Raw genomic sequence first — 21414 nt, 5'->3', positions numbered from 1 at the left:
CCAACGACATGAAAGAAGGGGCGGAGCGATCCGCCCCTTCTTTGTTTCCGGTCGACTCAATCGGACAGTCTGCGTGGCTTCTTGCGCCGGCCCTCCTCGCCTTTCTCCGGCGTCATCGCCTGTCCTGCGAGGCTTTCGGCCTCGAGCAGCAATTCATCGTCGGCCGAGCCCTGTGGGGTATGTTCGCGCCCGATCATGACCATGACGGGCACCGCCAGTGGGCTGACCCGGTCCAGCTCGACATGGCACAGCCGATCGGCGGCGGTCTCGAGCACGTCGGCGAGCCTTCCGATATCGGTCATCCGCGCCTTGGCATCGGCCCAGGCAGCTTCGATCAGCACATGGTCGGGCTCGTATTTCCGAAGCACATCGTAGATCAGGTCGGTCGAGAAGGTGACCTGCTTGCCACTCTTGCGTTTGCCCGGGTGCTGGCGCTCGACGAGGCCCGAGATCACCGCCACTTCGCGAAACGCGCGGCGCAGCAGGTGCGAGTTCTGCACCCAGTCGACGAATTCCTCGTCGAGGATATCGGGCGATAGCAGGGCGGCCGGGTCGGCGACCGGTCTCAGGCCCCACACAGCGAGGCAATAATCATTGGCGACGAAGCCCATCGGCGCCAGACCGCGCGCTTCCATCCGCTGGGTGATCAGCATGCCCAGCGACTGGTTCGCGTTCCACCCGGCGAAGGTGTAATAGACCGAGTATTCGCGTTTCCCGTGGGGGAAGCTCTCCACCAGAAGCCGATCGGGCGACGGCATCTGGCTACGCCAATCCTGCACTTCGAGCCATTCGCGCACATCGTCGGGGAAACGTGCCCATCCGCCCGGATCGAACAGCATCTCCTTCACCCGCCCCGCGAGATGGGTCGTCAGCGGCAGGCGCTGCCCGCCATAGGAGGGGATCATCGCGGCCTTGGTCGATGCCTTGACCGTCAACTCCATGTCCTTGATCCGCTCGACCTCGAGGCTCATCCCGGCAAAGGCGAATGTATCCCCGGGCGAGAGCGAGGCGGCAAAGCGCTCCTCAACGCGCCCCAGCGAGCGCCCGTTGCGGAACCGCACATCGAGCATCTCCGAATCGATGATGATGCCTGCATTGAGGCGATGGCGCGCCGCGTGTTCGGGATGGGTCAGCCGCCACTCGCCAACCTTGTCGCGCACGATCCGGCGAAACCGGTCATAGGCCTTGAGCGCGTAGCCCCCCGTGGCGACGAAATGCAGCACCCGGTCCCAGATGTCCGCATCGACCCAGGCGTAGGGCAGCGCTGAGCGGACTTCGGCAAGCAGCGCGTCCTCGCGGAACGGCGCGGCGCAAGCGCAGGCCATGACATGCTGGGCCAGCACGTCGAGCCCGCCGGGACGGAAATCCTCGCCATCGCGCTGTCCTTCGTCGACCGCTTCCTTTGCCGCGGTCGCCTCCAGGAATTCGAACCGGTTGCCGGGCACCAGCATTGCGCGGCTCGGCTGGTCGAGCCGGTGATTGGCGCGTCCGATCCGCTGCAACAGCCGCGAGGAGCCTTTCGGCGCGCCCATCTGGACGACCAGATCGATGTCGCCCCAGTCGACGCCGAGGTCGAGGCTGGCGGTGGCGACCAGCGCGCGCAATTCGCCGCGCGCCATCGCTCCCTCGACCTTGCGCCGCGCTTCTTTCGAGAGCGAGCCGTGGTGGATGCCGATCGGCAGCTTGTCGTCGTTCACGTCCCACAGGTTCTGGAACGTGTATTCGGCCAGGAAGCGGGTGTTGGTGAAGATCAGCGTCGTATTGTTCTGCCGGATCAGCTCGTAGAGCTGCGGGATCGCCCAGGTCGCGGCATGCCCGCCCCAGGGCACCCGCTCCTCGTCCGGCAGCAGGATTTCAACCTCGGCAGGCGCGCCCTCCTCGCCTTCGACAAGTGCAACCTCGTCGATCGCGCCCCACGGCGCGAGCCAGGCGCGAAAGCCCTCGGGATCGGCCACAGTGGCCGACAGCGCCGCGCGCCGCATATCGGGTGCGATCGCTTGCAGCCGCGACAGCGCGAGCGCGAGCAGATCGCCGCGCTTGCCGGTGGCAAAAGCGTGGACCTCGTCGATGACCACGCGCTTCAGCCCGGCAAACAGCTCGAAGCTCTCCGGATAGGACAGCAACAGCGACAGGCTCTCCGGCGTGGTCAGCAGGACATGCGGCGGTTTGGTGCGCTGGCGCTTCTTGCGATCGGACGGGGTGTCGCCGCTGCGAGTCTCGACCCGGATCGGCAGGCCGATCTCCTCGATCGGGGTCAGCAAATTGCGCTGCACATCGTGCGCCAGCGCCTTCAACGGCGAGACGTAAAGCGTGTGAAGGCCTTCGGGCGCCACGTCGCCATCGAGCCGCGAAGGGGCGAAATCGGCCAGCGTCGGGAGGAAACCCGCCAACGTCTTGCCCGCGCCCGTATCGGCCACCAGCAGCGCGTGGCGGCCCGCATCGTCCGCCTCGAGCATGTCCGACTGGTGCCGCCGCACCCGCCACTCACGCGCGTCGAACCATTCGGCGATTTCAGGCGGGACGGTGCTTGTACTCACCCCCTGTCAGCGATCGGACAGCGCAGGCGTTCCTTGCTGGTCAGCTGTCGTAATCGTCCTCCATCGCGCCGGCTTCGTCTTCCATCGCGTCTTCGGCCTCTTCCATGGTAACTTCGTCCGCCAGCGACATCGCTTCTTGGAGCTCGGTTGCGGTCAGGCCGGTCAGCGCGGTGAGCCGGCTGCGTTCGCCGGGCGTGAGTTCGGCGTAGGTCTTGGCCTGCGGCAAGGACTCGATCTTTGCCTGGCCTTCCATCACTGCGCCCATGATCGGTCCGATCAATTCGGGTAGATTATCGAGCATCCCCACCCAGATCCGCGGATCGCTGGCGAGCTTGTAGCTCTTGCTGGCGAAGGATGCGCCCGACGGGGTCGAGAAGAACGCGCCGATATCGGTCAGCTCGGTGCGGGTGAAATTGGCAGCGTAGGCCTTGGCCATGGCTTCGCGCATCGCGGGCTCGAGCGCGGTCATAACGTCGATGATCCCGTCCTCGATCGCCTGCGTCTCGGCTTCCTTGCGCTGTTCGCGCGCCGGATCGATAATCGCGACCACTTCGGCCGATGTGTCTTCGCCCAGATCGTCGCCATCGACATACCATCCCAGCAATTCGCTGGCGGTGCCGGTCTGGCTGTCGCCACCGAGTAGGGCGAAAGGTTCGGTCAGATCCTGGAACATGGCGGAAAACATCTCGCCCATCGCGCCTTGCGGGATCATCGCGCCAACGACGTCGCTCGCCAGCGGGACCAGCGCTTCCTGTTCGGGCGTCAGCGGCTCGGGCTTGAACGCTTCGAGGAATTTCTGGAAGTCCGGATCGGAAGTGATCGCTTCCCCCAGCGCTTCCATGCCGAGTTCTTCGTTCTGTTCTTCGTCCTGCGCCAAAGCCGGCGTCGCGACGGCCAGCGCCAATGCCGAAAGTCCCGCTGCCCAGATCTTCATCTCGAAATCTCCTGAAAATGCGAGGGGCGGCACCGCGCCGCCCCTCCTGCGTGCTATTCGATTGTCGTGTCGTCGCTGCTGGTTCCGCGCAGGTGATCGCGCACCTCGCCAAGCCGCTCGAAGATCCCGAACAGCACCATGTAGACCTCGACCATGATTCGCCAAAACAGGAACGCGAAGGCCGCGCCCAGAATCGCCACGAGCAGCATGCCAATCCCCTGCCCCGGGGCGTAGTCCATGATGCTCAGCGCCCCCGCGAACGCGACCAGCATGTAGATCACGATGCCGGCGAGCCCGATCCAGTAGACGATCTTCAAGACCGTCGGTGCGACCATCCGTTCGAACTGGAACAGGTCGCCCGGCGAAAAACTCTGCTTTGCCATGTAATTCCCCTCTTGCTTCGCGACCCCTGCGATCAAAGGACCACTAAGGAACGAGGCTGTCAAGCGAGGGAGATGCGGGTTTCAGTGCCCCGCCTGTGGCCCGCGTGCGAGGCCGCTGAGGGCGAGCTGTTCGTCGATCTGCGCCATCAGGCGGGCGAGGCCTTCCTCGCTGTCGCTTTCGGCCCGCGCGACCAGCACGTCCTGCGTGTTCGAAGCGCGCAGCAGCCACCAGCCATCGGGGGTGCTCACGCGCACGCCATCGGTGCCGTCGACATCCGAATCGCTGTTGGCGAGCCGTTCCTCGACTTCGCGGATAGCGGCGAATTTCCGGCTCTCATCGACCTGGAAACGCATCTCGGGCGTGTTGATCATGGCGGGCATCGCGCCGCGCAGTTCGGTGACCGAGCGGCCCAGCCGGGCCGCTGCGGCAATCAGCCGGACGCCCGCATAAAGCGCATCGTCATAGCCGTAATAAGTGTCGGCGAAGAACACATGGCCGCTCATCTCACCCGCAAGCGGGCTCGAAGTTTCCTTCATTTTGGACTTGATCAGCGAGTGGCCGGTCTTCCACATCATCGGCTTCCCGCCGTGTTCGGCCACATGGTCGAACAGCGCGCGACTGGCCTTCACATCGGCGATGATCGTCGCCCCGGGCGCGCGCGCGAGCAGGTCTTCGGCATAGATCATCAGCAACTGGTCGCCCCAGATGACCCGGCCTTCGCCGTCGATCGCGCCGATCCGGTCGCCGTCGCCATCGAATGCCACGCCGAAATCGAGGTTCTTCTCGGCGACGAGCGCGCGCAGGTCGGCCAGATTCTCCTCGACCGTAGGATCGGGATGATGATTGGGAAATTCGCCATCGACATCGGTGTAGAGCAGGTGATGCTCGCCCGGCATGCGCGCCGCAAGCGCTTCGAGCGCAGGGCCGGCAGCGCCATTGCCTGCGTCCCAGCCGACCTTGAGGTTCGCGAGGGCCTGCTCGTCTACCTCGTCGAGCCCGGTGAGCAGGCGGTCGATATAGGCGTCCATCACCGCGCGGTCCTCGACCGAGCCAACCCCGTCGTCCCAGTCGCCGGCTGCGGCCATTTCACCGAGGCGGGCGATGTCTTCCCCGAAGAACGGGCGTCCCTGGAAGACCATCTTGAAGCCGTTGTAATTGGCGGGATTATGGCTGCCGGTTATCTGAATGCCGCCGTCCACGTCTTCGGCTGACGCCTCGGCATAATAGAGCATCGGGGTCGGCCCCATGCCGATCTGCACGACGTCGCAACCACTCGCGGTCAGCCCTTCGACCAAGGCGTGTTCGAGGATCGGCGAGCTGGTGCGACCATCATAGCCGACCGCGACCTTCGATCCGCCCGCGCGGCCGATCAGCGTCGCGAAGCCACGGCCGATTGCACGCGCATCGTCGGGACCGAGCGTTTCGCCGACGATTCCGCGAATATCGTATTCGCGCAGAACGGTGGGGTCGAAGTCGTGGCTCATCGTGAATCGCCTTTGTCATCGGGATGGTTCGCCAGCAACGTATCGCGCGCCGCGGTGATTTCGGCAAGGCGCGCATGGTCGCCGCCACGATCGGGATGGATGTCGGACGCGATCCGGCGATAGGCCTCGCGGATCTCGGTGCGGGTCGCGTCGGCGTCGAGCCCCAGCACGCGGCGCGCATCGCGCAAGCGATCGGACCGGCGCGGGGGGGATTGCATATAGTCCCACGGCCACTTGCCCAGGGCCCAGCGACACAGCACGCTCAGCGCAAGGACCAGGATGGCGAATTTGATCATGCGCCCTTGTGGCCGCTCGCGTCACCGATGGGAAGCCGCAGCGCCATCAGCAGCTCGCGCAGTTCCTGCCGCGCGACCAAGTGGCTGGTACCCAGCTCGCCCAAGTGCCCCTTGTCGAGCAGGGTCAGGCCACTGGGGAACAGTTCGCGATAGATTACGCGTTCGGACAGGCCCTGGGCGATACGGAAGCCGACCCGTTTTGACAGCTCGCCCAGCGCGCGTTCGATGCGCTGGCGGTTGCGCGCTTCGGTGTAGCCGGTGCGGTTGCGGACCACGATCCAGTCCATCTCGCGCCGCTGTTCCTCGATCGTGGCGCGGCTGCGCGCGATGCGGGCTTCCCAGATCAGTTCGGCATAGAAGGACAGGCGGCGGACCTTGAAGGTCTCCGCATCGACCTGGCCGATGAGGTCGAAATCAACGAAGCTGTCATTGAGCGGCGTGACCAGCGTATCGGCCTGGGTCGCGACATGGCGCGCCAGCGGATCGTCGCGGCCCGGCGTATCGAAGATGACGAAATCGTGCCCCGCGGCAAGCTCGGCAACCCGCGCTTCGAGTTCGACCGGATCCTCACCGTCATGCACCCCGAAAGTGGCAGTGGGCAGGTCGATCCCCCGGCGCTGGGCGGTTTCGGCGCGATTTTCGAAATAGCGGTGCAGCGTGCGCTGGCGCGGATCGAGGTCGATCGCCACAACCTTTGCCCCGCGATAGGCCAACGCGACCGCGACATGCACGGCGGTGGTCGATTTTCCGGTGCCACCCTTCTCGTTGGCGAAGACAATCCGGTGGGGAGCGGCGGCGGGCATAATCTCTTTCTATCCTGCAAGCGGCCCGTTAGGCCGTCGCAACGCCAATATCGGAGGGGAATAGCCCGTGCAAACCATCGACCGCCTCGGTCCACTGCGCATCGCAGTCGACACCTTGCGCGACAGCGGCACGCTCGCGCTGGTGCCGACGATGGGCGCGCTGCACGAGGGGCATCTGACGCTGGTGCGCGAGGCAAAACGTCTCGCCGATCACGTGGCGGTGTCGATCTTCGTCAATCCGCGCCAATTCGGCGAGGGAGAGGATCTCGACGCCTATCCGCGGCAATTGGCGAAGGATTCGGCATTGCTCGAGAAAGAGGGTGTCGCGCTGCTGTGGGCACCGACGCCCGAGGCGATGTATCCCAACGGCTATGCCACCAATATCTCGGTCTCGGGCGTCAGCGAGGGCTTGTGCGGCGGCGATCGCCCCGGTCATTTCGACGGCGTGGCAACGGTAGTGTGCAAGCTGTTCAACCAGGTTCGTCCCGACATGGCGTTCTTCGGCGAGAAGGACTGGCAGCAATTGGCGGTGATCCGGCGGATGGCGCGCGATCTCGATCTGGTTCGTCCGAAGGCGGATGCGATCCACGGCGTGCCCATCGTGCGCGAGGCGGACGGGCTCGCGATGAGTTCGCGCAATGCGTATCTCTCCGCCGAAGAGCGCGCCCAGGCCGCAGCGCTGCCCCGTGCGATGCAGGCGTCGATTGCGGTGATGAAGCAGGGCGGCGATCCGGCCAACGTGCTGGCGGGACTGAGGGAAGCGCTGCTCGACAGCGGGTTCAGTTCGGTCGATTATGCCGAATTGCGCGATCCGGTATCGCTCGAGCCGATGACGCATGTGGGTGCCCGGCCCGCGCGCCTGCTGGTCGCGGCGCGGATCGGCCCGGCGCGGCTGATCGACAATATGGCGGTGTGATTCCGATGACGGGCGGTCCGAATCTTGTGGTGGACTGGCTTGCCCACTTTACGAGAACTTAAATCCCTCCGTAGATAGACGTTGCGACTTCTTCACGACAGGAATGGGACCCAATGGACGCGGTGGTCGTCAGACTTACGTTATCGCTGATCGGGCCGGGTATCATGATAGTATTCGGCCTGGCCTTCGTCGGCGCCTGGTTGGTCGATCGTCGGCGGCCCTATCTCCTCCTGCTCGCTCTGACATGCGCCCTGTTTGCGGTCGGCGCTATTTCCCAGATCGTGTACTGGCCCAATTCGACCGGCTTGAATGCACTTGTCTCCGGTGCGTTCTATACGTGCGCGGTCTTACTCGGTGCGCAGGCGATCCTGTTGCGCTCGCGACGCCCGTTTCCCTGGATCTGGTTTCCCGTGGTACTTGCAGGATTCCTCATCCTCACCGCCTATTATTTCTATATCGAACGCAATTTGCTGGCGCGGGTGTACATCCAGAATTTCGGCTACGGGCTTGTGCTGCTGGCCGCAGCGCTGCGCCTGAAAACCGCGCGGCTGGAGCGGACTGCCGATCGTATCCTGTTCTGGACCTTGCTGGTTTTCGCTCTCCATTTCTTTCCTAGAACGCTTCTAACGATAGGTTTCACCGCGCCAGTCGGGGAGAAAGCCTTTGCCAATTCCGCGTTCTGGCAGACCTTGCAACTCTCGCTTTCGATCCTGGGCGTAAGTCTGGCATTGGCCATCTTCAATGCCGCCTTCTCCGATCTTCTCGAAGACATGCGGACGGAGCGCAACACCGATGCTCTTACCGGAACCCTGAACCGAAGAGGCTTCGAGGAAGCGGCTACGGGCCTATTGAAAAGGTCGGGGGGGCAGGGAGCGTTGGTGCTGCTCGACCTCGATCATTTCAAGCGTATCAACGATGCCTATGGCCATCATGTCGGCGACCACGTTCTAAGGGACGTCGGGCAGCTTATCCGTCGGAACACCCACACACAGGACATTCTGGGTCGATTCGGCGGAGAGGAGTTCATGATCCTGATCGCTGACGGCGATGTCGATGCGGCCAGATCGTGCGCGGAGCGCTTGGCACTTGCATTGGCCAATCACCGCTTTGGAGGGATCGCCGATAACAAGACGATCACGGCAAGTTTCGGGGTCACCGCGCTTTCACCAGGCGAAGCTTGGGAAACCGTATTCAACCGCGCCGACAAGTGCCTCTACGCTGCGAAGACTGCGGGCCGGAATCGAATAGCGACCGAGACAGGTACGGAACTTCCGCGATCCACGGAATCACTTTTTGAACCTGGTCGAGCCCGAAGGACGCGCGAACTAAGCTGATCGACAGACGAAGCCAAGGCCTGTGCGCATGCGCACATGGCACGACATCACCGAAGGTTTCACGCGCAATGGGAAATGGTGCGGAAAGTGGCTGGAGCGGGTAAGGGGAATCGAACCCCTCTAGCCAGCTTGGAAGGCTGGAGCATTACCACTATGCTATACCCGCCCGCTCGACGCCCATGTGGCGCGGGAAATCGAAAAAATCAATCGCCTTCGAAGTCCATCAGCGCATCGACGCCGATATCCTCGGCGCGAAGGCGCTGGGCGCCGCCCAGATCGGGCAGATCGATGACGAAAAATGCATGGTCGACCACCGCACCGGCCTTGCGCAACAACGCGGCAGAGGCACAGGCCGTGCCGCCGGTGGCGATCAGATCGTCGACCAGCGCGATGCGCGCGCCGTCTCTCACCGCGCCGGGATCGATCTCGAGCCGGTCTGCGCCGTATTCCAGCGCGTAATCCACGCCCATGGTTTCGACCGGGAGCTTGCCCGGCTTGCGGACCGGCAGGAAGCCGATGCCGAGCCGTGCGGCGACCGCTGCACCAAAGATGAAGCCGCGCGCTTCCATGCCGGCGACCATATCGGCGCCGCTTGCTTCGACACGCCCGGCAAGGTGCGCGATCGTGGCCGCAAGGCCCGGGCCATCGGCAATCAGCGTGGTGATATCGCGGAACTGAATACCCGGTGCCGGAAAGTCCGGCACCGTGCGCACGAGTGCTTTGAGTTCAGCGCAGGAGAGCGCGGGGGCGTCCGTCATCGGGCTGCCCCCGGCTTTCAATCGTCGAGTGCGGTCTTTTCGCCCACATCGCCACCCTTCACCCGCGACCAAACCTGCTTCTTCGAGAAGTAGGCAAGCAGCGTGGCGAACAGCAGGAAGGCGAGGAAGGCCCAGCCCGTCTGGCGACGCTTCACCAGGGTCGGTTCGGCCGTCCAGGTGAGAAAGGCGGACACGTCTTCGGCCATCTGGTCGATGGTCGGATCCGGATTGCCGGGGCCGAAGGTCACCTGACCTTCGCTGGTCAGCGGCGGCGCCATCGAGATGTTCAGCGAATGGAACACCGGGTTGTAATACTGGCCGGCCGCGGTCTTCGTGCCGGGGAATTCTTCGACCAGTGCGGCCGGCTGTTCGCGATAGCCGGTCAGCAGCGCGTAGACATAGTCCGCCCCGCCATGACGGCTCTTGGTGATCAGCGAAAGATCCGGCGGGATCGCATTGTTGTTGGCTGCGCGGGCCGCAATGTCGTTAGCATAGGGCGACGGGAAGTAATCGGTCGGCGTGCCGTCGACGAGCGTGGCTTCACCGGTCTCTCCATCGATACCCGGCACCTGCCAGGCAGCGGCTTCCGCCTTCACCTGGCCTTCGGTGTAGCCGATCTCTTCGAGGTTGCGGAACGCCACCTGCTTGAGCCCGTGACAGGCCGAGCAGACTTCCTTGTAGACCTGGTAGCCGCGCTGCAGCTGCGCATAATCCCATTTGGCGAACAGGCCTTCGTGGGCAAAGCCGCCTTCGGGGCCCTCGGCCTCTTCGTGATAGATATGCTCGGCCGTTTCGGGCGCGGGCTCGACGAAGCCGGAATAGGTGTCGTTCCCCCACGACCACAGGACTGCGATGGTGAAGAATAGGCCGGTCAGGATGCCGAAGATGCGGATCATGATACTCGTCTTTCGCTAAATCTCAGGCCCGGGTTCAGGCTGTGGCCGGCTTGTTGCCGATCGGACTGTCCGGATCGTGTCCCAGAACGGCCTCGGTGATCGAATAGGGCATCGGCTCGGGGCGTTCGACCAGCGAGACGATCGGCAGGATCACGAGGAAGTGCAGGAAGTAGTAAGCGGTCGCCAGCTGGCCGAGGAACACGGTCCAGAAGGTCAGGTGCGCGCCGCCGCAATAGCCGAGCACCACGATGCAGGGCAGCAGGCCGAACCAGAAGAACTTGCGGAACAGCGGGCGATAATGGCCGCTGCGGACCGGCGACTTGTCGAGCCAGGGGAGGAAGAACCACACCAGGATCGAGGCGAACATCGCGAGCACGCCCATGAGCTTGGCCGGGACGAAGAAGAAGTCCGCGGTGAAGCTGCGCAGGATCGCGTAGAACGGCCAGAAATACCATTCGGGAACGATGTTCGCCGGGGTCGAGAGCGGGTTGGCCGGGATGTAGTTGTCCGGGTGGCCAAGCGCATTCGGCATGAAGAACACGAATGCGAAATAGATGATCAGGAAGACGCCGAGACCGAAACCGTCCTTGGCCGTGTAATACGGGTGGAAGGGCAGCGTGTCGCTTTCCTTCTTCACTTCCACACCGGTCGGGTTCGACGAACCCGGGATGTGCAGCGCCCAGATGTGCAGGATCACGACGCCCGCGATCACGAAGGGCAGCAGGAAGTGGAGGCTGAAGAAGCGGTTCAGGGCAGCGTTATCGGGGGCGAAGCCGCCGAGCAGCCAGTTCTGCAGGCCTTCGCCGACCAGAGGAATGGCACCGAACAGGCCGGTGATCACCTTGGCACCCCAAAAGCTCATCTGGCCCCAGGGCAGCACGTAACCCATGAAAGCGGTCGCCATCATGAGCAGGAAGATGACCACGCCGAGCAGCCAGATCATTTCGCGCGGGGCCTTGTACGAACTGTAATAGAGGCCGCGGAAAATGTGGATGTAGACCACCACGAAGAACGCGCTCGCGCCGTTCGCGTGGGCATAGCGCATCAGCCAGCCCCAATTGACGTCGCGCATGATGTGCTCGGTCGAATCGAAGGCAACCAGCGTGTTGGGCGCATAATGCATCGCGAGCACCACGCCGGTGACGATCTGCAGCATCAGGCAGAAGCCTGCCAGCACGCCGAAATTCCAGAAATAGGAAAGGTTGCGCGGCACGGGGTAACCGGCGCCGACGGCGTTGTAGACGAGGCGCGGCAAAGGCAGCTTCTCGTCGAAGAACTTCATCACGCCGTTGGTCGGCTCGTAGTGCTTGGCCCAGGGAAAGCTCATCGTATCTACCTCAGCCGATGCGGATCAGGGTGTCGGACGGGAACGTGTATTCCGGAACGACCAGATTGGTAGGCGCCGGACCTTTGCGGATGCGGCCGGCAGTGTCGTAGTGCGAGCCGTGGCAGGGGCAGAAATAGCCGCCATATTCGCCGCGGTTCTCGCCTTCGCCCGCGCCCAGAGGAACGCAGCCCAGATGGGTGCAGACGCCCATGGTAACGAGCATGTTGGTGTGGCCTTCGAGCGTCCGCTCGGCCAGCGTTTCGGGATCACGCAGGGCCGACAGGGAAACACCGTTGGCTTGCGCGATCTCCTGCGGCGTCAGCTTGCGCACGAACAGCGGCTGCTTGCGGAAAACCGCCTTGATCGCCTGGCCTTCCTCGAGCGCCGACACATCGACCTCGGTGCTGCTTTCGGCCAGCACGTCCTTCGACGCCGACATCTGGCTCACCAGCGGCACGATCACGGCCACTCCGCCGACACCCGCCGCCGAAATCGCCGCGATATTGATGAAATCGCGCCGACGGACGCCGGCGTCGGTTCCGTCACCTTTGGTGACGACCGTCGCCGCACTATCGTTACCGGCAATCGCCTGATCTGCCATGTGCTTCGCCTTGCCCTCTTTATTCTCCCGGATCCGGGAGCATGCAGTCCAGCCGATACCCGATGGTGGCCCCCGGAACGGGGATCGTCCCGACACGCGTTTGCGCTTTGCGGGCTCGACTTTGGCGCGGCTGATAGCCGCGAAACCCCGCACCATCAACCGCAATTTCGGCACCCTTTGTCCGCAACCGTGCAAGGGTCGCCTGGGCGAAGCCAAGTGTCAGTCCGGCGAAAGGCCGATCAGCGAGACCTGCCGCCCGTGGCACACCACATCGCGGTGGGTATCGCGGCGGTAGGAATAAAACCGCGCCTCGTCGGCATAGGTATCGGTATGGGAGGCCTCGACGATCGCGATCCCGGCCTGGACCAGCCGTGCCATGAGATAGCCTTCGAGATCGAAGTGCACCTTGCCCGGCTTGCCCTGGCGGAAAAAGCGCGCATTGCGGCGATCGGCGGTGAGGAACGCGTTGCCGAAATCGTCGCCCACTTCGTAATTCGCCTGCGCGATGCACGGCCCGATCGCGGCGCGGATTTTCGCACGATTGGCGCCGAGGCGTTCCATCGCGACGATCGCCGCATCGGTCACGCCATAAAGAGCGCCCTTCCACCCGGCATGGGCTGCGCCAATGACGCCGTTTTCGGCATCGGCGAGCAGGACCGGGGCGCAATCGGCGGTGACGATGCCGAGCAACAGGCCCGGCACCTTGGTCGCCAGCGCATCGCCTTCGGGGCGCTCTTCATGATTCCAGGCTCGCTCGACGATGATCGCCTGCGGCGAATGCGTCTGCCGCAACATGGCGAAGTCTGCGCCGGGCAGAACGGCCTCGCGCTCGGCCTCGAAAGGCCTGTCCGCTTCCGAATCGCTTTCGCGGCCGAAGAAACCGTGCGGAATGCCGCGCAGCGCCTCGGCGCGAAGGGGCGAAAACAGGTCAGCCAAGGCTGCGGTTCACTTGCTCGTAGGTGTCGCGCGACAGCCCGTCGGCGGCGGCAATCCTTTCGAGCTGCTCCCGCATCATCGTGCCATGCGGTTCGGCCATCCGCTTCCAGCGCCCGAATGGCGGCACGAAACGCGCCGCGGTCTGCGGATTGATCGGATCGAGAGCAAGGATCAGGTCGGCGATCAGGCGATAGCCCTCGCCCGAGGGATCGTGGAAGCCGGCCTTGTTGGCAGCGAAGGCCATGTAGAGCGAGCGCACGCGATTGGGGTTGTTGAGGCGGAAATCGGGGTGATCGGCCAACGCCTTCACCTGCGAAATCACATCGGGATGGAGCGACCCCGCCTGCAGCGCGAACCATTTGTCGATCGCCAGGTCGTTGCCGTCGAAACGCGCGTGGAAATCCTCCAGCGCCGCGTCGCGCTCGGGCTGTTCGAGCCCGGCCAGCACCATCAGCGCGCCCTGCCGATCGGTCATATTGCCGGCGCGATCATACTGCGCCTTCGCGCGCGACGCTGCGGCAGCGCCGTCGGCTGCTGCGAGATAGACCAGCGCCTGCGTCTTGACCTTGCGCGCGCCACGCGCCTTGCGGTCGAGCGAATACGGTACCGCGCTCGCGCGGTCGTGCATCGCTTCGAAGCGATCGCGCAATTCGCTGCCGAGCCAGGCCTTCAATCCCTCGCGCGCTTGGTGCAGCGCGACCGGATCGGCGACCAGCACCTGCTCGCACAGATAGGCCACCGGCGGCAGCAGCAGCATCTCGCCGCGCATCTGGTCGTCGAGCGCCCCATCATCGACCACCCCGTCGTCGAGAATGGCAGCGAAGGCTTCGCCCAGCGCCGCGCGACTCGTATCATCGCTGCGCGCCGCGCCATCGGCACCCGCTTCGGCGAGAAGATGGCCGATTACGAGCTCCTGCAAAGCCTCGTACCGCGCGAACGGATCGTCGTCATTGGCGGCAAGGAAGACGAGATCGCCCTCGCCCCGTTCGACATCGAGCGCGACCGGCGCGGTAAACCCGCGATTGATCGAAAGCACGGCATCGGCAGGCGAATCTTCAAAGCTGAAGCTCGCTTCACTTTGGTCGAGGACGACGAGTCGCTCGCCCGCACTTTTCCCCGTGGAACGGTCGAACAGGGCCACCCGCAGCGGGATCACGGCGGGTTGCTTGTCGGGCTGGCCGGGGGTCGCGGGGACCTCCTGCGTTAACTGCAATTGTCCATCTTTGAACGCGGCCGAGACGCGCGGCGTGCCCGCCTGTTCGTACCAGCGGCGGAATTGCTTGAGGTCCAGACCGGCCCCGTCCTCGATCGCGGTGATGAAATCCTCGCAGGTCGCCGCTTCGCCGTCGTGCCGTTCGAAATAAAGGTCGGAGCCTTTGCGAAACGCCTCTTCACCCGCCATCGATCGCATCATGCGGATGACTTCGGCGCCCTTGTTGTAGACCGTCGAGGTGTAGAAGTTGGAAATCTCCTGGTAACTGTCGGGCCGGATCGGGTGCGACAGCGGGCCGCTGTCCTCGGGGAATTGCACCGCGCGCAGCACGCGGACATCCTCGATCCGCTTGACCGCTTCGCCCTGCATGTCCTGGCTGAAGAGCTGGTCGCGCAACACGGTGAAGCCCTCTTTCAGCGAGAGCTGGAACCAGTCGCGGCAGGTCACGCGATTGCCCGACCAATTGTGGAAATATTCGTGCGCGATCACGCCTTCGACGCCGTCGTAATCGCCATCGGTCGCGGTTTCGGGGTCGGCCAGCACATACTTCGTGTTGAAGATGTTGAGGCCCTTGTTCTCCATCGCACCCATGTTGAAATCGCCGACCGCGACGATGTTGAACACGTCGAGATCGTATTCGCGGCCAAAGGTTTCCTCGTCCCACTTCATCGATTTCTTGAGCGAATCCATGGCGTGCTGCGTGCGGCCGAGATCGGCCTCGCGCACCCAGATCGCGAGATCGACCTCGCGCCCACCCATGGTCGTGAAGCTGTCCTCCAGTGCGACAAGGTCGCCCGCCACCAGCGCGAACAGGTAGGACGGCTTGGGCCACGGATCATGCCATTCGGCCCAGTGGCGCCCGCCATCGAGATCGCCCTCGCCGGTCTTGTTGCCATTGCACAGCAGCACCGGCAGCACGTCCTTCGGCGCTTCCATCCGCACGGTGTAGGTCGACAGCACGTCGGGCCGGTCGGGGAAGAAGGTGATGCGCCGGAATCCCTCGGCCTCGCACTGGGTGCAGAGCATGCCGTTGGAGGCGTAGAGACCCATCAGCTTGCTGTTCTGGTCGGGCGTGAGTTCGGTGGTGATCGAAAGCAGCGCTTCGTCGCCTTCGATGCTGACGAGCAGGTCGTTGCCGTCCATCGTCCAGCTTTCGCACGGCTTGCCGTTGCAGAGCACCGTTCGGGGCTCGATTTCGTCGCCGTTCAGGCGGATGTTCGGCGCCCGATCAGACGTATGATTGCGTACTATTTTGAGCTCGGAACGGACCACCGTTTTCTCGATCCCGAGATCGAAATGGAGGGCGACTTCGGGGACCAGCCAGGCGGGCGGGGTGTAATCCTCGCGCCGGATCGTCGCCGGAACGTGCGGCTCGGGCGGCGCATCGGCCATCATCGGGTTGCCGTCGGCGGTCGAGGGAGTGCGTGCTACGTCCATGGTAATCCTTCAAACTCGGGTTTTGTGGCCACAACGCGCGTGGGCCGCGATCGTTCAATCGCGCAACGCTACGGCGCCTTGGGTGGAGAGGTGATCCGCCCCGGATCGCGGGCCTGCAACGCGATCAGCATGCCGACCATCGCCAGCGCGGCTCCGCCGGCAGCCAGCACAGTCCATGCAAAGCCTTCGAACAGCGTCGACAGCACCATCGCCACCACCGGCACCAGCACCGAGGAATACGCGGCCTTGCCCGCGCCTACGGTGCGAACCAGGGGATAATACAGCGGAAACGTCGCCACCGAGCCCAGCAGGCCGAGGTATAGAATGCCGAGGCCGTAGCCCGGGCGCGGGTCCCACACCGGCGGCCCGAAAAAGGTGAAAGCGACGACGGCGTTGAGCACCATCCCGACGGTCATCGACCACGCCAGCAATGTCAGCAAGGGCAGCGCCTTCCCCCGCTCGGTCGCTTGCAGGATGTTGGCGAACGACGCGCCGAGAATACCGCCAATGGCCAGCGACGCGCCGAAGATCACATCCCACAACCCGGCAGGCGATTCGCGGTATTCGTGCAGGAACAACAGCGCGATACCGCTGGCGGCGACCAGCGAGCCAATGACGAAATTGCGCGTGATCGACTGGCCGAGAAAGATGCGCCCCAGGATCGCGTTCGGCACGATCAGCAGGGCGAATATCACCGCGACCAGACCAGACGTCACGAATCGTTCGGCATTGTAGACAAAGGCGAAATTGACGAAGAACTGCAGCACGCCCATCCAGAAGGCGATGACCCAGCCGCCCCGCGGCAAACGCCATGGCTGACCGCGCAAGCGCGCGAGCAGGAACATGCCAACCAGCGCTACCATGAAGCGATAACAGATCGACCAGAAGGACGGGACGCTCGAAAGCTGGTCCTTGATGATGATCCAGGTCCCGCCCCAGATCAGCGTTACGAGCAGGAAGGGCAGCAGATACCGCGGCTGAGCCAGGCTCGGCGTTTCGGCGCTCACAGATCGGCGATCGCATCGGCGAGCTGGCGCGCAGCTTGCTGGTCGGTATTCCAGGCACTCACGAAACGCGCGGCATCCTCGCCCCAATCGTAGAAGCCGAAGCCCTTTTCGCGCAGCGTCTCTCGCTCGCTGGCAGAGCAGCGCAGAAACACCTCGTTGGCCTCGACCGGGTGGAGCAGCCTGTCGTCTTCCGCGGCCTTGGCGGCATCCCCGATCGCGCGCGCCGCTTCGTTCGCGGCAGCGGCATTCTCGAGCCACAGATCGCCTTCGAGCATGGCGAGCACCTGTGCGGCGAGATAGCGCCCCTTGGATTGCAGGTGCCCGGCGCGCTTGCGGCGATAGCGAGCGACATCGGCCAGTTCGGGATCGAAGAACACGATCGCTTCGGCACTCATTCCGCCATTCTTGATGAAGCCGAAACTCAGCGCGTCGACATGATCCACCCCAGCCGCGCTGGCCGCACCTTCGCCGAGAAACGCCGCCGCATTGCCGAATCGCGCGCCGTCCATATGCAGCTTGAGACCGCGCTCCTTCGCCAGTGCGCCGATCGCGGCAATCTCGTCGCGGCGATAGCTGCAGCCATATTCGCTGGCCTGGGTGATCGAGATCGCGGCAGGCTGGACCTGATGCACATCGTCGCGAATCGGATCGATCACGCGGGCGATGGCATCCGGCGTCAGTTTCGCGTGATCGCTCCCGTCGCTGGCTCCCCCGAGCAAAAGCTTCGCGCCATGGAGGTAGAATCCCGGCGCGCCGCCTTCGTCCATCTCTATATGCGCCTCGCGATGACACACCACGCCGCCATGCGGAGGGCACATCGTGGCAAGCGCGAGGCAGTTCGCTGCCGTACCGGTCGCCACCCACATCGCGGTGCACTCCCGCCCGAACAGCGCCGACATCTTGTCGTCGAGCTGCTGGGACAGCGCATCGCCATCATAGGGCGCATCGGTCGCGTCGGCAGCGCGCATGGCTTCCCACAGCTTGGGATGAACCGGCGCCGCATTGTCGGAGAGGAATTGCATGGAACGCTCCTAACCGCGCGCCCGTTGGGAGGGAAGAAGGAGATTCCCATGAGTGCAGACGGCGTAGACATCACCCACGAGAACAGCGGCGACAGCGGCGAATATCGCGCCACCGTACCGGACAGCGACAAGATCGGTCGCCTGACCTGGAAGCAGCGCGAGGAAGGGGTCCGGGTTGCCGATCACACCCTCGTGCCCCCGGAGATCGGCGGACGCGGGATTGCCGCAGCACTGGTCGATGCGCTGGTGGAGGACGCGCGCGAGCAGGGCTTCAAGATCGTGCCCCAATGCAGCTATGTCGAAGCGAAGTTTCGCAAGAACCCGAGTTGGAGCGATCTGCGCGCCTGACCTGCGGGAAAGCAATGGTGCCACGAGAGAGAATTGAACTCTCGGCCTCACCCTTACCAAGGGTGCGCTCTACCACTGAGCTACCGCGGCGTACCATATTGCGATCGGAACGGCGCGACAGAACATGTCTGCGCCGACCGGCGCGCGCTATTGCCATCGCCCGAACAAATGTCAAGCGAACCTGCGCTTGAATCGTACGCGCCGACACGCCAAACCGACCGCATGAGCTCCAAGGACGATAAGATGTCGCGTGAAGAACGGCTCGCCGCCAAGCTGCGGGAAAACCTGCGGCGTCGGAAGGCGCAGGCACGTGCAATCGGCAGCGAAGCGAATGCGCCGGGCCACGAGCGCGCCCAGGCGCTTCCCAAAACCGATTCGGATCGCTAGGCCACGGCGCTCTCGCAACGCCACAGGAGAGCGCCCTTGCCCCGTCTCATTCTCGTTCGTCACGGACAGAGCGAATGGAACCTTGCCAACCGCTTCACCGGATGGTGGGATGTCGGCCTGACCGACACGGGCGTTGCCGAAGCCGAAGCGGCCGGTCGCCTGCTCGCCGAAAAGAACATGTTGCCGACGGTCGGATTCACTTCCTTCCAAACGCGCGCGATCAAGACGCTGAATCTCGTGCTCGAGGGCTGTGGCCGGCTGTGGATCCCGACGCGCAAGAGCTGGCGGCTCAACGAGCGCCATTATGGTGGCCTCACCGGGCTCGACAAGCAGCAGACCCGCGACAAGCATGGCGACGAACAGGTCCATATCTGGCGGCGCAGTTTCGATACGCCGCCCCCGCCGATCGAGCCGGGCAGCGAATTCGATCTCTCGAGCGATCCGCGCTATGCGGAGGTCGAGGTTCCTGCGAGCGAAAGCCTGAAAGACACGATCGCGCGCGTCCTTCCCTATTACACCGAGAACATCGAACCGACGCTGCGCGGCGGAGAGACCGTGATCATCTCGGCCCATGGCAATTCGCTCCGCGCGCTCGTGAAACACCTCTCGGGCATTTCGGACGACGAGATCACCGGGCTGGAAATCCCCACCGGGCAGCCGATCGTCTACGAACTGGACGACAATCTCGCTGCCACCGAACGCTATTATCTATCGGAGCGCTGAGATGAGCGGTTCCGCCAAAGTCGCCATCGTGATGGGCAGCCAGTCCGACTGGGAAACCATGCAGCGGGCCGCCGATGTCCTGGCCGAACTCGAGGTGGAGACCGATATTCGCATCGTGTCCGCCCACCGCACCCCGGAACGGATGGCCGAGTTCGCAAGAGGCGCCGAAGAAAGCGGGTTCCACGTCATCATCGCAGGTGCCGGCGGGGCTGCGCATCTGCCGGGCATGATCGCGGCGCAGACGCATATTCCGGTGCTGGGCGTGCCGGTGAAATCGCGCGCGTTGAACGGCCAGGATTCCTTGCTCTCGATCGTCCAGATGCCCGCCGGAATCCCGGTCGGCACGCTCGCGATCGGCGAGGCAGGCGCGACCAATGCCGGACTGCTCGCCGCGGCAATCCTCGCCAATGGCGATGGAGACCTCGCCACACGACTCAAGGACTGGCGCGCCGCGCAGACCGCGCGCGTCGCCGAACGCCCCGAATAAAGGCCAACCGAATGAGCGCGACCATCATTCCGCCGGGATCGACCATCGGCATTCTCGGCGGAGGCCAGCTGGGCAAGATGCTCGCCACCGCCGCCTCGCAGCTGGGCTACCGGGTCGAGATCTATTCCCCGGAGGAAGACAGCATCGCCGCGGAAGTGGCGCTGCATTCGACCACCGCAGAATGGGACGATATCGCCGCGCTCGAACGCTTTGCCCGCGAATGCGCGGTAGTGACTTACGAGTTCGAGAATGTGCCGGTCGCTCCGCTGGCGGCGATCAAGGACATGAACCTGCGCCCGGGTCTGCGCGCGCTCGAAGTGGCGCAGGACCGGCTTGCCGAAAAACGTTTCGCCGAGGATCACGGAGGCAGCCCTGCGCCCTACGCTGCGGTTTCGGACCGCAAGGAACTCGAAAAGGCGATGAAATCGATCGGGACGCCCGGCATTCTCAAGACCCGGCGCGAAGGGTATGACGGCAAGGGCCAGTGGCGCACAGGGGCGGACGGCGAACCCGACGACGGGATCGAATTTCCCGAGACCGGCTGCGTCTTCGAAGGGTTCGTCGATTTCAAATCCGAATTCTCGGTCATCGCCTGCCGCGCGCTCGACGGGACGGTCGTGTTCTACGACAGCGCCGAAAACGATCACGAGGGCGGTATCCTCGCCCGTTCGACCCTGCCCGCCTCGCTCGCGATCACCGGCCAGGTCGAGGAAGCGCGCGCGCTCACCGCGCGGATTGCCGAAGCGCTCGACTATGTCGGCGTGCTGACGATCGAATTCTTCGCCACCGAGGGAGGCCCCGTGTTCAACGAAATGGCCCCGCGGGTCCACAATTCGGGCCATTGGAGCATCGAAGGGGCCGTCACCAGCCAGTTCGAAAACCATATCCGCGCGATCTGCGGCCTGCCGCTGGGCGACACCTCGCTGACCGGAAGCCGGGTGGTGATGGACAATCTGATCGGCGAAGCGGCCAATGGCTGGGAAGACATCCTCGCCGATCCGCACGCCGCACTGCATCTCTACGGCAAGGGCGAAGTGCGCGAAGGGCGCAAGATGGGACATGTCACGCGTGTCGAACGCCACTAGCGCCGCATCCTCCCCCGATATCGTCCTCGTTGCTGCGGTTGCCGAGAATGGCACGATCGGCCTCGATGGCGGGCTGCCGTGGCACATCCCGGCCGATCTCAAGCGCTTCAAGGCGCTGACGATGGGCAAACCCATGGTGATGGGGCGCCGCACTTTCGAATCGCTGCCAGGCCTGCTGCCCGGCCGGCGCCATATCGTGCTCACTCGCGACGCGACGTATCAGGCCGCCGGAGCGGAGATCGCCGCTAGCCTCGACGATGCCTTCGCTCTCGCCGACGCGCCCGAGATCGCGGTCATCGGCGGCGGGCAGATTTACACTGCCGCCCTCCCCCGCGCGACGCGGCTCGAATTGACCGAAGTCCACGCACAGATCGAGGGCGACACCCATTTTCCGGCGATCGGCGACGACTGGAGCGAGACCTTCCGCGAACGTCGTGATGGTGGGGACGACCGTCCCGCCTTTTCATTCGTTACGCTGACCCGAAAGGCGGATTGACGA

22 protein-coding genes and 2 tRNA genes are annotated in these 21414 nt (G+C 64.2%); 8 read left to right on the top strand and 16 right to left on the bottom strand.

Annotated features, from left to right (window positions below):
- Positions 1 to 56: 56 nt before the first annotated feature.
- The 6 genes from GRI68_RS12350 to GRI68_RS12325 all read right to left on the bottom strand — a co-directional run bounded on the left by GRI68_RS12350 (position 57) and on the right by GRI68_RS12325 (position 6438).
- A complete protein-coding gene (locus GRI68_RS12350; protein WP_160617557.1) occupies positions 57 to 2537 on the bottom strand; it encodes a ligase-associated DNA damage response DEXH box helicase in 2481 nt (826 codons plus the stop codon).
- Positions 2538 to 2577: 40 nt separating this feature from the next.
- Positions 2578 to 3471 (bottom strand): DUF2059 domain-containing protein, encoded by an 894-nt coding sequence (locus GRI68_RS12345; RefSeq protein ID WP_160617556.1) that lies wholly within the window; start codon positions 3469 to 3471, stop codon positions 2578 to 2580.
- Positions 3472 to 3524: 53 nt separating this feature from the next.
- The gene (locus tag GRI68_RS12340) at positions 3525 to 3854 is read right to left on the bottom strand and encodes a DUF4282 domain-containing protein (protein ID WP_160617555.1); all 330 of its coding nucleotides are present in this window, start codon (positions 3852 to 3854) and stop codon (positions 3525 to 3527) included.
- Between the two features lie 81 nt (positions 3855 to 3935).
- On the bottom strand, positions 3936 to 5339 hold the full coding sequence (pgmG, locus tag GRI68_RS12335) for a phosphoglucomutase/phosphomannomutase PgmG (protein WP_160617554.1): 1404 nt from the start codon (positions 5337 to 5339) through the stop codon (positions 3936 to 3938).
- Positions 5336 to 5635 carry a J domain-containing protein gene (locus GRI68_RS12330; RefSeq protein WP_160617553.1) on the bottom strand — a complete coding sequence of 100 codons (300 nt, stop codon included), beginning with the start codon at positions 5633 to 5635 and terminating at the stop codon, positions 5336 to 5338. Before GRI68_RS12330 ends, pgmG begins: the two co-directional genes overlap by 4 nt.
- On the bottom strand, positions 5632 to 6438 hold the full coding sequence (locus GRI68_RS12325; RefSeq protein WP_160617552.1) for a division plane positioning ATPase MipZ: 807 nt from the start codon (positions 6436 to 6438) through the stop codon (positions 5632 to 5634). The genes GRI68_RS12330 and GRI68_RS12325 overlap by 4 nt, the downstream gene beginning before the upstream one ends.
- A gap of 67 nt (positions 6439 to 6505) precedes the next feature.
- Between GRI68_RS12325 and panC the strand changes: the two genes are divergently transcribed.
- On the top strand, positions 6506 to 7354 hold the full coding sequence (gene panC, locus GRI68_RS12320) for a pantoate--beta-alanine ligase (RefSeq protein WP_160617551.1): 849 nt from the start codon (positions 6506 to 6508) through the stop codon (positions 7352 to 7354).
- 113 nt (positions 7355 to 7467) lie between these two features.
- Complete coding sequence (locus tag GRI68_RS12315) at positions 7468 to 8688, top strand: GGDEF domain-containing protein (protein WP_160617550.1); 1221 nt, start codon at positions 7468 to 7470, stop codon at positions 8686 to 8688.
- Between the two features lie 92 nt (positions 8689 to 8780).
- On the opposite strand, the gene GRI68_RS12310 is transcribed toward GRI68_RS12315, so the two are convergent.
- The 9 genes from GRI68_RS12310 to GRI68_RS12270 form a co-directional block, all read right to left on the bottom strand.
- Positions 8781 to 8854, bottom strand: a tRNA-Gly gene (locus GRI68_RS12310).
- Between the two features lie 37 nt (positions 8855 to 8891).
- On the bottom strand, positions 8892 to 9446 hold the full coding sequence (locus GRI68_RS12305) for an adenine phosphoribosyltransferase (RefSeq protein WP_160617549.1): 555 nt from the start codon (positions 9444 to 9446) through the stop codon (positions 8892 to 8894).
- Between the two features lie 17 nt (positions 9447 to 9463).
- Entirely contained in the window at positions 9464 to 10342 is an 879-nt protein-coding gene (locus GRI68_RS12300; RefSeq protein WP_160617548.1) for a cytochrome c1, read from the bottom strand.
- 34 nt (positions 10343 to 10376) lie between these two features.
- Positions 10377 to 11669 (bottom strand): cytochrome b, encoded by a 1293-nt coding sequence (locus GRI68_RS12295; protein ID WP_160617547.1) that lies wholly within the window; start codon positions 11667 to 11669, stop codon positions 10377 to 10379.
- Between the two features lie 10 nt (positions 11670 to 11679).
- Positions 11680 to 12270 (bottom strand): ubiquinol-cytochrome c reductase iron-sulfur subunit, encoded by a 591-nt coding sequence (gene petA / locus GRI68_RS12290; RefSeq protein WP_160617546.1) that lies wholly within the window; start codon positions 12268 to 12270, stop codon positions 11680 to 11682.
- Between the two features lie 219 nt (positions 12271 to 12489).
- A complete protein-coding gene (gene pgeF / locus GRI68_RS12285; protein WP_160617545.1) occupies positions 12490 to 13206 on the bottom strand; it encodes a peptidoglycan editing factor PgeF in 717 nt (238 codons plus the stop codon).
- On the bottom strand, positions 13199 to 15856 hold the full coding sequence (pepN, locus tag GRI68_RS12280) for an aminopeptidase N (protein WP_160617544.1): 2658 nt from the start codon (positions 15854 to 15856) through the stop codon (positions 13199 to 13201). Before pepN ends, pgeF begins: the two co-directional genes overlap by 8 nt.
- A 68-nt stretch (positions 15857 to 15924) precedes the next feature.
- Positions 15925 to 16863 carry a DMT family transporter gene (locus GRI68_RS12275; RefSeq protein WP_160617543.1) on the bottom strand — a complete coding sequence of 313 codons (939 nt, stop codon included), beginning with the start codon at positions 16861 to 16863 and terminating at the stop codon, positions 15925 to 15927.
- Entirely contained in the window at positions 16860 to 17885 is a 1026-nt protein-coding gene (locus GRI68_RS12270; RefSeq protein WP_160617542.1) for a threonine aldolase family protein, read from the bottom strand. Before GRI68_RS12270 ends, GRI68_RS12275 begins: the two co-directional genes overlap by 4 nt.
- Positions 17886 to 17933: 48 nt before the next feature.
- Here GRI68_RS12270 and GRI68_RS12265 point away from each other — a divergent pair, with 48 nt between their 5' ends.
- A complete protein-coding gene (locus GRI68_RS12265; RefSeq protein WP_160617541.1) occupies positions 17934 to 18233 on the top strand; it encodes a GNAT family N-acetyltransferase in 300 nt (99 codons plus the stop codon).
- 15 nt (positions 18234 to 18248) lie between these two features.
- Here GRI68_RS12265 and GRI68_RS12260 read toward each other — a convergent pair.
- A tRNA-Thr gene (locus GRI68_RS12260) sits at positions 18249 to 18323 on the bottom strand.
- 132 nt (positions 18324 to 18455) lie between these two features.
- On the opposite strand from GRI68_RS12260, the gene GRI68_RS12255 reads away from it, so the two are divergent.
- From GRI68_RS12255 to GRI68_RS12235, 5 genes are read left to right on the top strand one after another with little or no spacing between them, the layout of a single operon-like run.
- Positions 18456 to 18620 carry a hypothetical protein gene (locus GRI68_RS12255; protein WP_160617540.1) on the top strand — a complete coding sequence of 55 codons (165 nt, stop codon included), beginning with the start codon at positions 18456 to 18458 and terminating at the stop codon, positions 18618 to 18620.
- A gap of 36 nt (positions 18621 to 18656) precedes the next feature.
- A complete protein-coding gene (gene gpmA, locus GRI68_RS12250; protein WP_160617538.1) occupies positions 18657 to 19343 on the top strand; it encodes a 2,3-diphosphoglycerate-dependent phosphoglycerate mutase in 687 nt (228 codons plus the stop codon).
- 1 nt (position 19344) lies between these two features.
- Positions 19345 to 19830 carry a 5-(carboxyamino)imidazole ribonucleotide mutase gene (gene purE, locus GRI68_RS12245; protein ID WP_160617536.1) on the top strand — a complete coding sequence of 162 codons (486 nt, stop codon included), beginning with the start codon at positions 19345 to 19347 and terminating at the stop codon, positions 19828 to 19830.
- Between the two features lie 23 nt (positions 19831 to 19853).
- Positions 19854 to 20915 carry a 5-(carboxyamino)imidazole ribonucleotide synthase gene (locus GRI68_RS12240; RefSeq protein ID WP_160617980.1) on the top strand — a complete coding sequence of 354 codons (1062 nt, stop codon included), beginning with the start codon at positions 19854 to 19856 and terminating at the stop codon, positions 20913 to 20915.
- Complete coding sequence (locus tag GRI68_RS12235) at positions 20899 to 21411, top strand: dihydrofolate reductase (RefSeq protein WP_325063808.1); 513 nt, start codon at positions 20899 to 20901, stop codon at positions 21409 to 21411. Before GRI68_RS12240 ends, GRI68_RS12235 begins: the two co-directional genes overlap by 17 nt.
- The last annotated feature ends 3 nt before the right edge of the window (positions 21412 to 21414 follow it).

Origin of the sequence: Alteriqipengyuania halimionae (genome assembly GCF_009827575.1) — a bacterium.
Lineage (GTDB): Bacteria > Pseudomonadota > Alphaproteobacteria > Sphingomonadales > Sphingomonadaceae > Alteriqipengyuania_A > Alteriqipengyuania_A halimionae.
Note: the sequence above shows the minus strand (reverse complement) of the source record. Positions and strands in the feature narration are given on the sequence as shown.

Bases quoted from the DNA above. Each gene is read 5' to 3' on its own strand.
- petA (WP_160617546.1), bottom strand. From the start codon at position 12,270: ATGGCAGATCAGGCGATTGCCGGTAACGATAGTGCGGCGACGGTCGTC.
- pepN (WP_160617544.1), bottom strand. From the start codon at position 15,856: ATGGACGTAGCACGCACTCCCTCGACCGCCGACGGCAACCCGATGATG.
- GRI68_RS12255 (WP_160617540.1), top strand. From the start codon at position 18,456: ATGAGCTCCAAGGACGATAAGATGTCGCGTGAAGAACGGCTCGCCGCC.
- GRI68_RS12265 (WP_160617541.1), top strand. From the start codon at position 17,934: ATGAGTGCAGACGGCGTAGACATCACCCACGAGAACAGCGGCGACAGC.
- GRI68_RS12315 (WP_160617550.1), top strand. From the start codon at position 7,468: ATGGACGCGGTGGTCGTCAGACTTACGTTATCGCTGATCGGGCCGGGT.
- purE (WP_160617536.1), top strand. From the start codon at position 19,345: ATGAGCGGTTCCGCCAAAGTCGCCATCGTGATGGGCAGCCAGTCCGAC.
- GRI68_RS12300 (WP_160617548.1), bottom strand. From the start codon at position 10,342: ATGATCCGCATCTTCGGCATCCTGACCGGCCTATTCTTCACCATCGCA.
- GRI68_RS12270 (WP_160617542.1), bottom strand. From the start codon at position 17,885: ATGCAATTCCTCTCCGACAATGCGGCGCCGGTTCATCCCAAGCTGTGG.
- GRI68_RS12345 (WP_160617556.1), bottom strand. From the start codon at position 3,471: ATGAAGATCTGGGCAGCGGGACTTTCGGCATTGGCGCTGGCCGTCGCG.
- pgmG (WP_160617554.1), bottom strand. From the start codon at position 5,339: ATGAGCCACGACTTCGACCCCACCGTTCTGCGCGAATACGATATTCGC.
- GRI68_RS12305 (WP_160617549.1), bottom strand. From the start codon at position 9,446: ATGACGGACGCCCCCGCGCTCTCCTGCGCTGAACTCAAAGCACTCGTG.
- GRI68_RS12325 (WP_160617552.1), bottom strand. From the start codon at position 6,438: ATGCCCGCCGCCGCTCCCCACCGGATTGTCTTCGCCAACGAGAAGGGT.
- GRI68_RS12340 (WP_160617555.1), bottom strand. From the start codon at position 3,854: ATGGCAAAGCAGAGTTTTTCGCCGGGCGACCTGTTCCAGTTCGAACGG.
- GRI68_RS12330 (WP_160617553.1), bottom strand. From the start codon at position 5,635: ATGATCAAATTCGCCATCCTGGTCCTTGCGCTGAGCGTGCTGTGTCGC.
- GRI68_RS12295 (WP_160617547.1), bottom strand. From the start codon at position 11,669: ATGAGCTTTCCCTGGGCCAAGCACTACGAGCCGACCAACGGCGTGATG.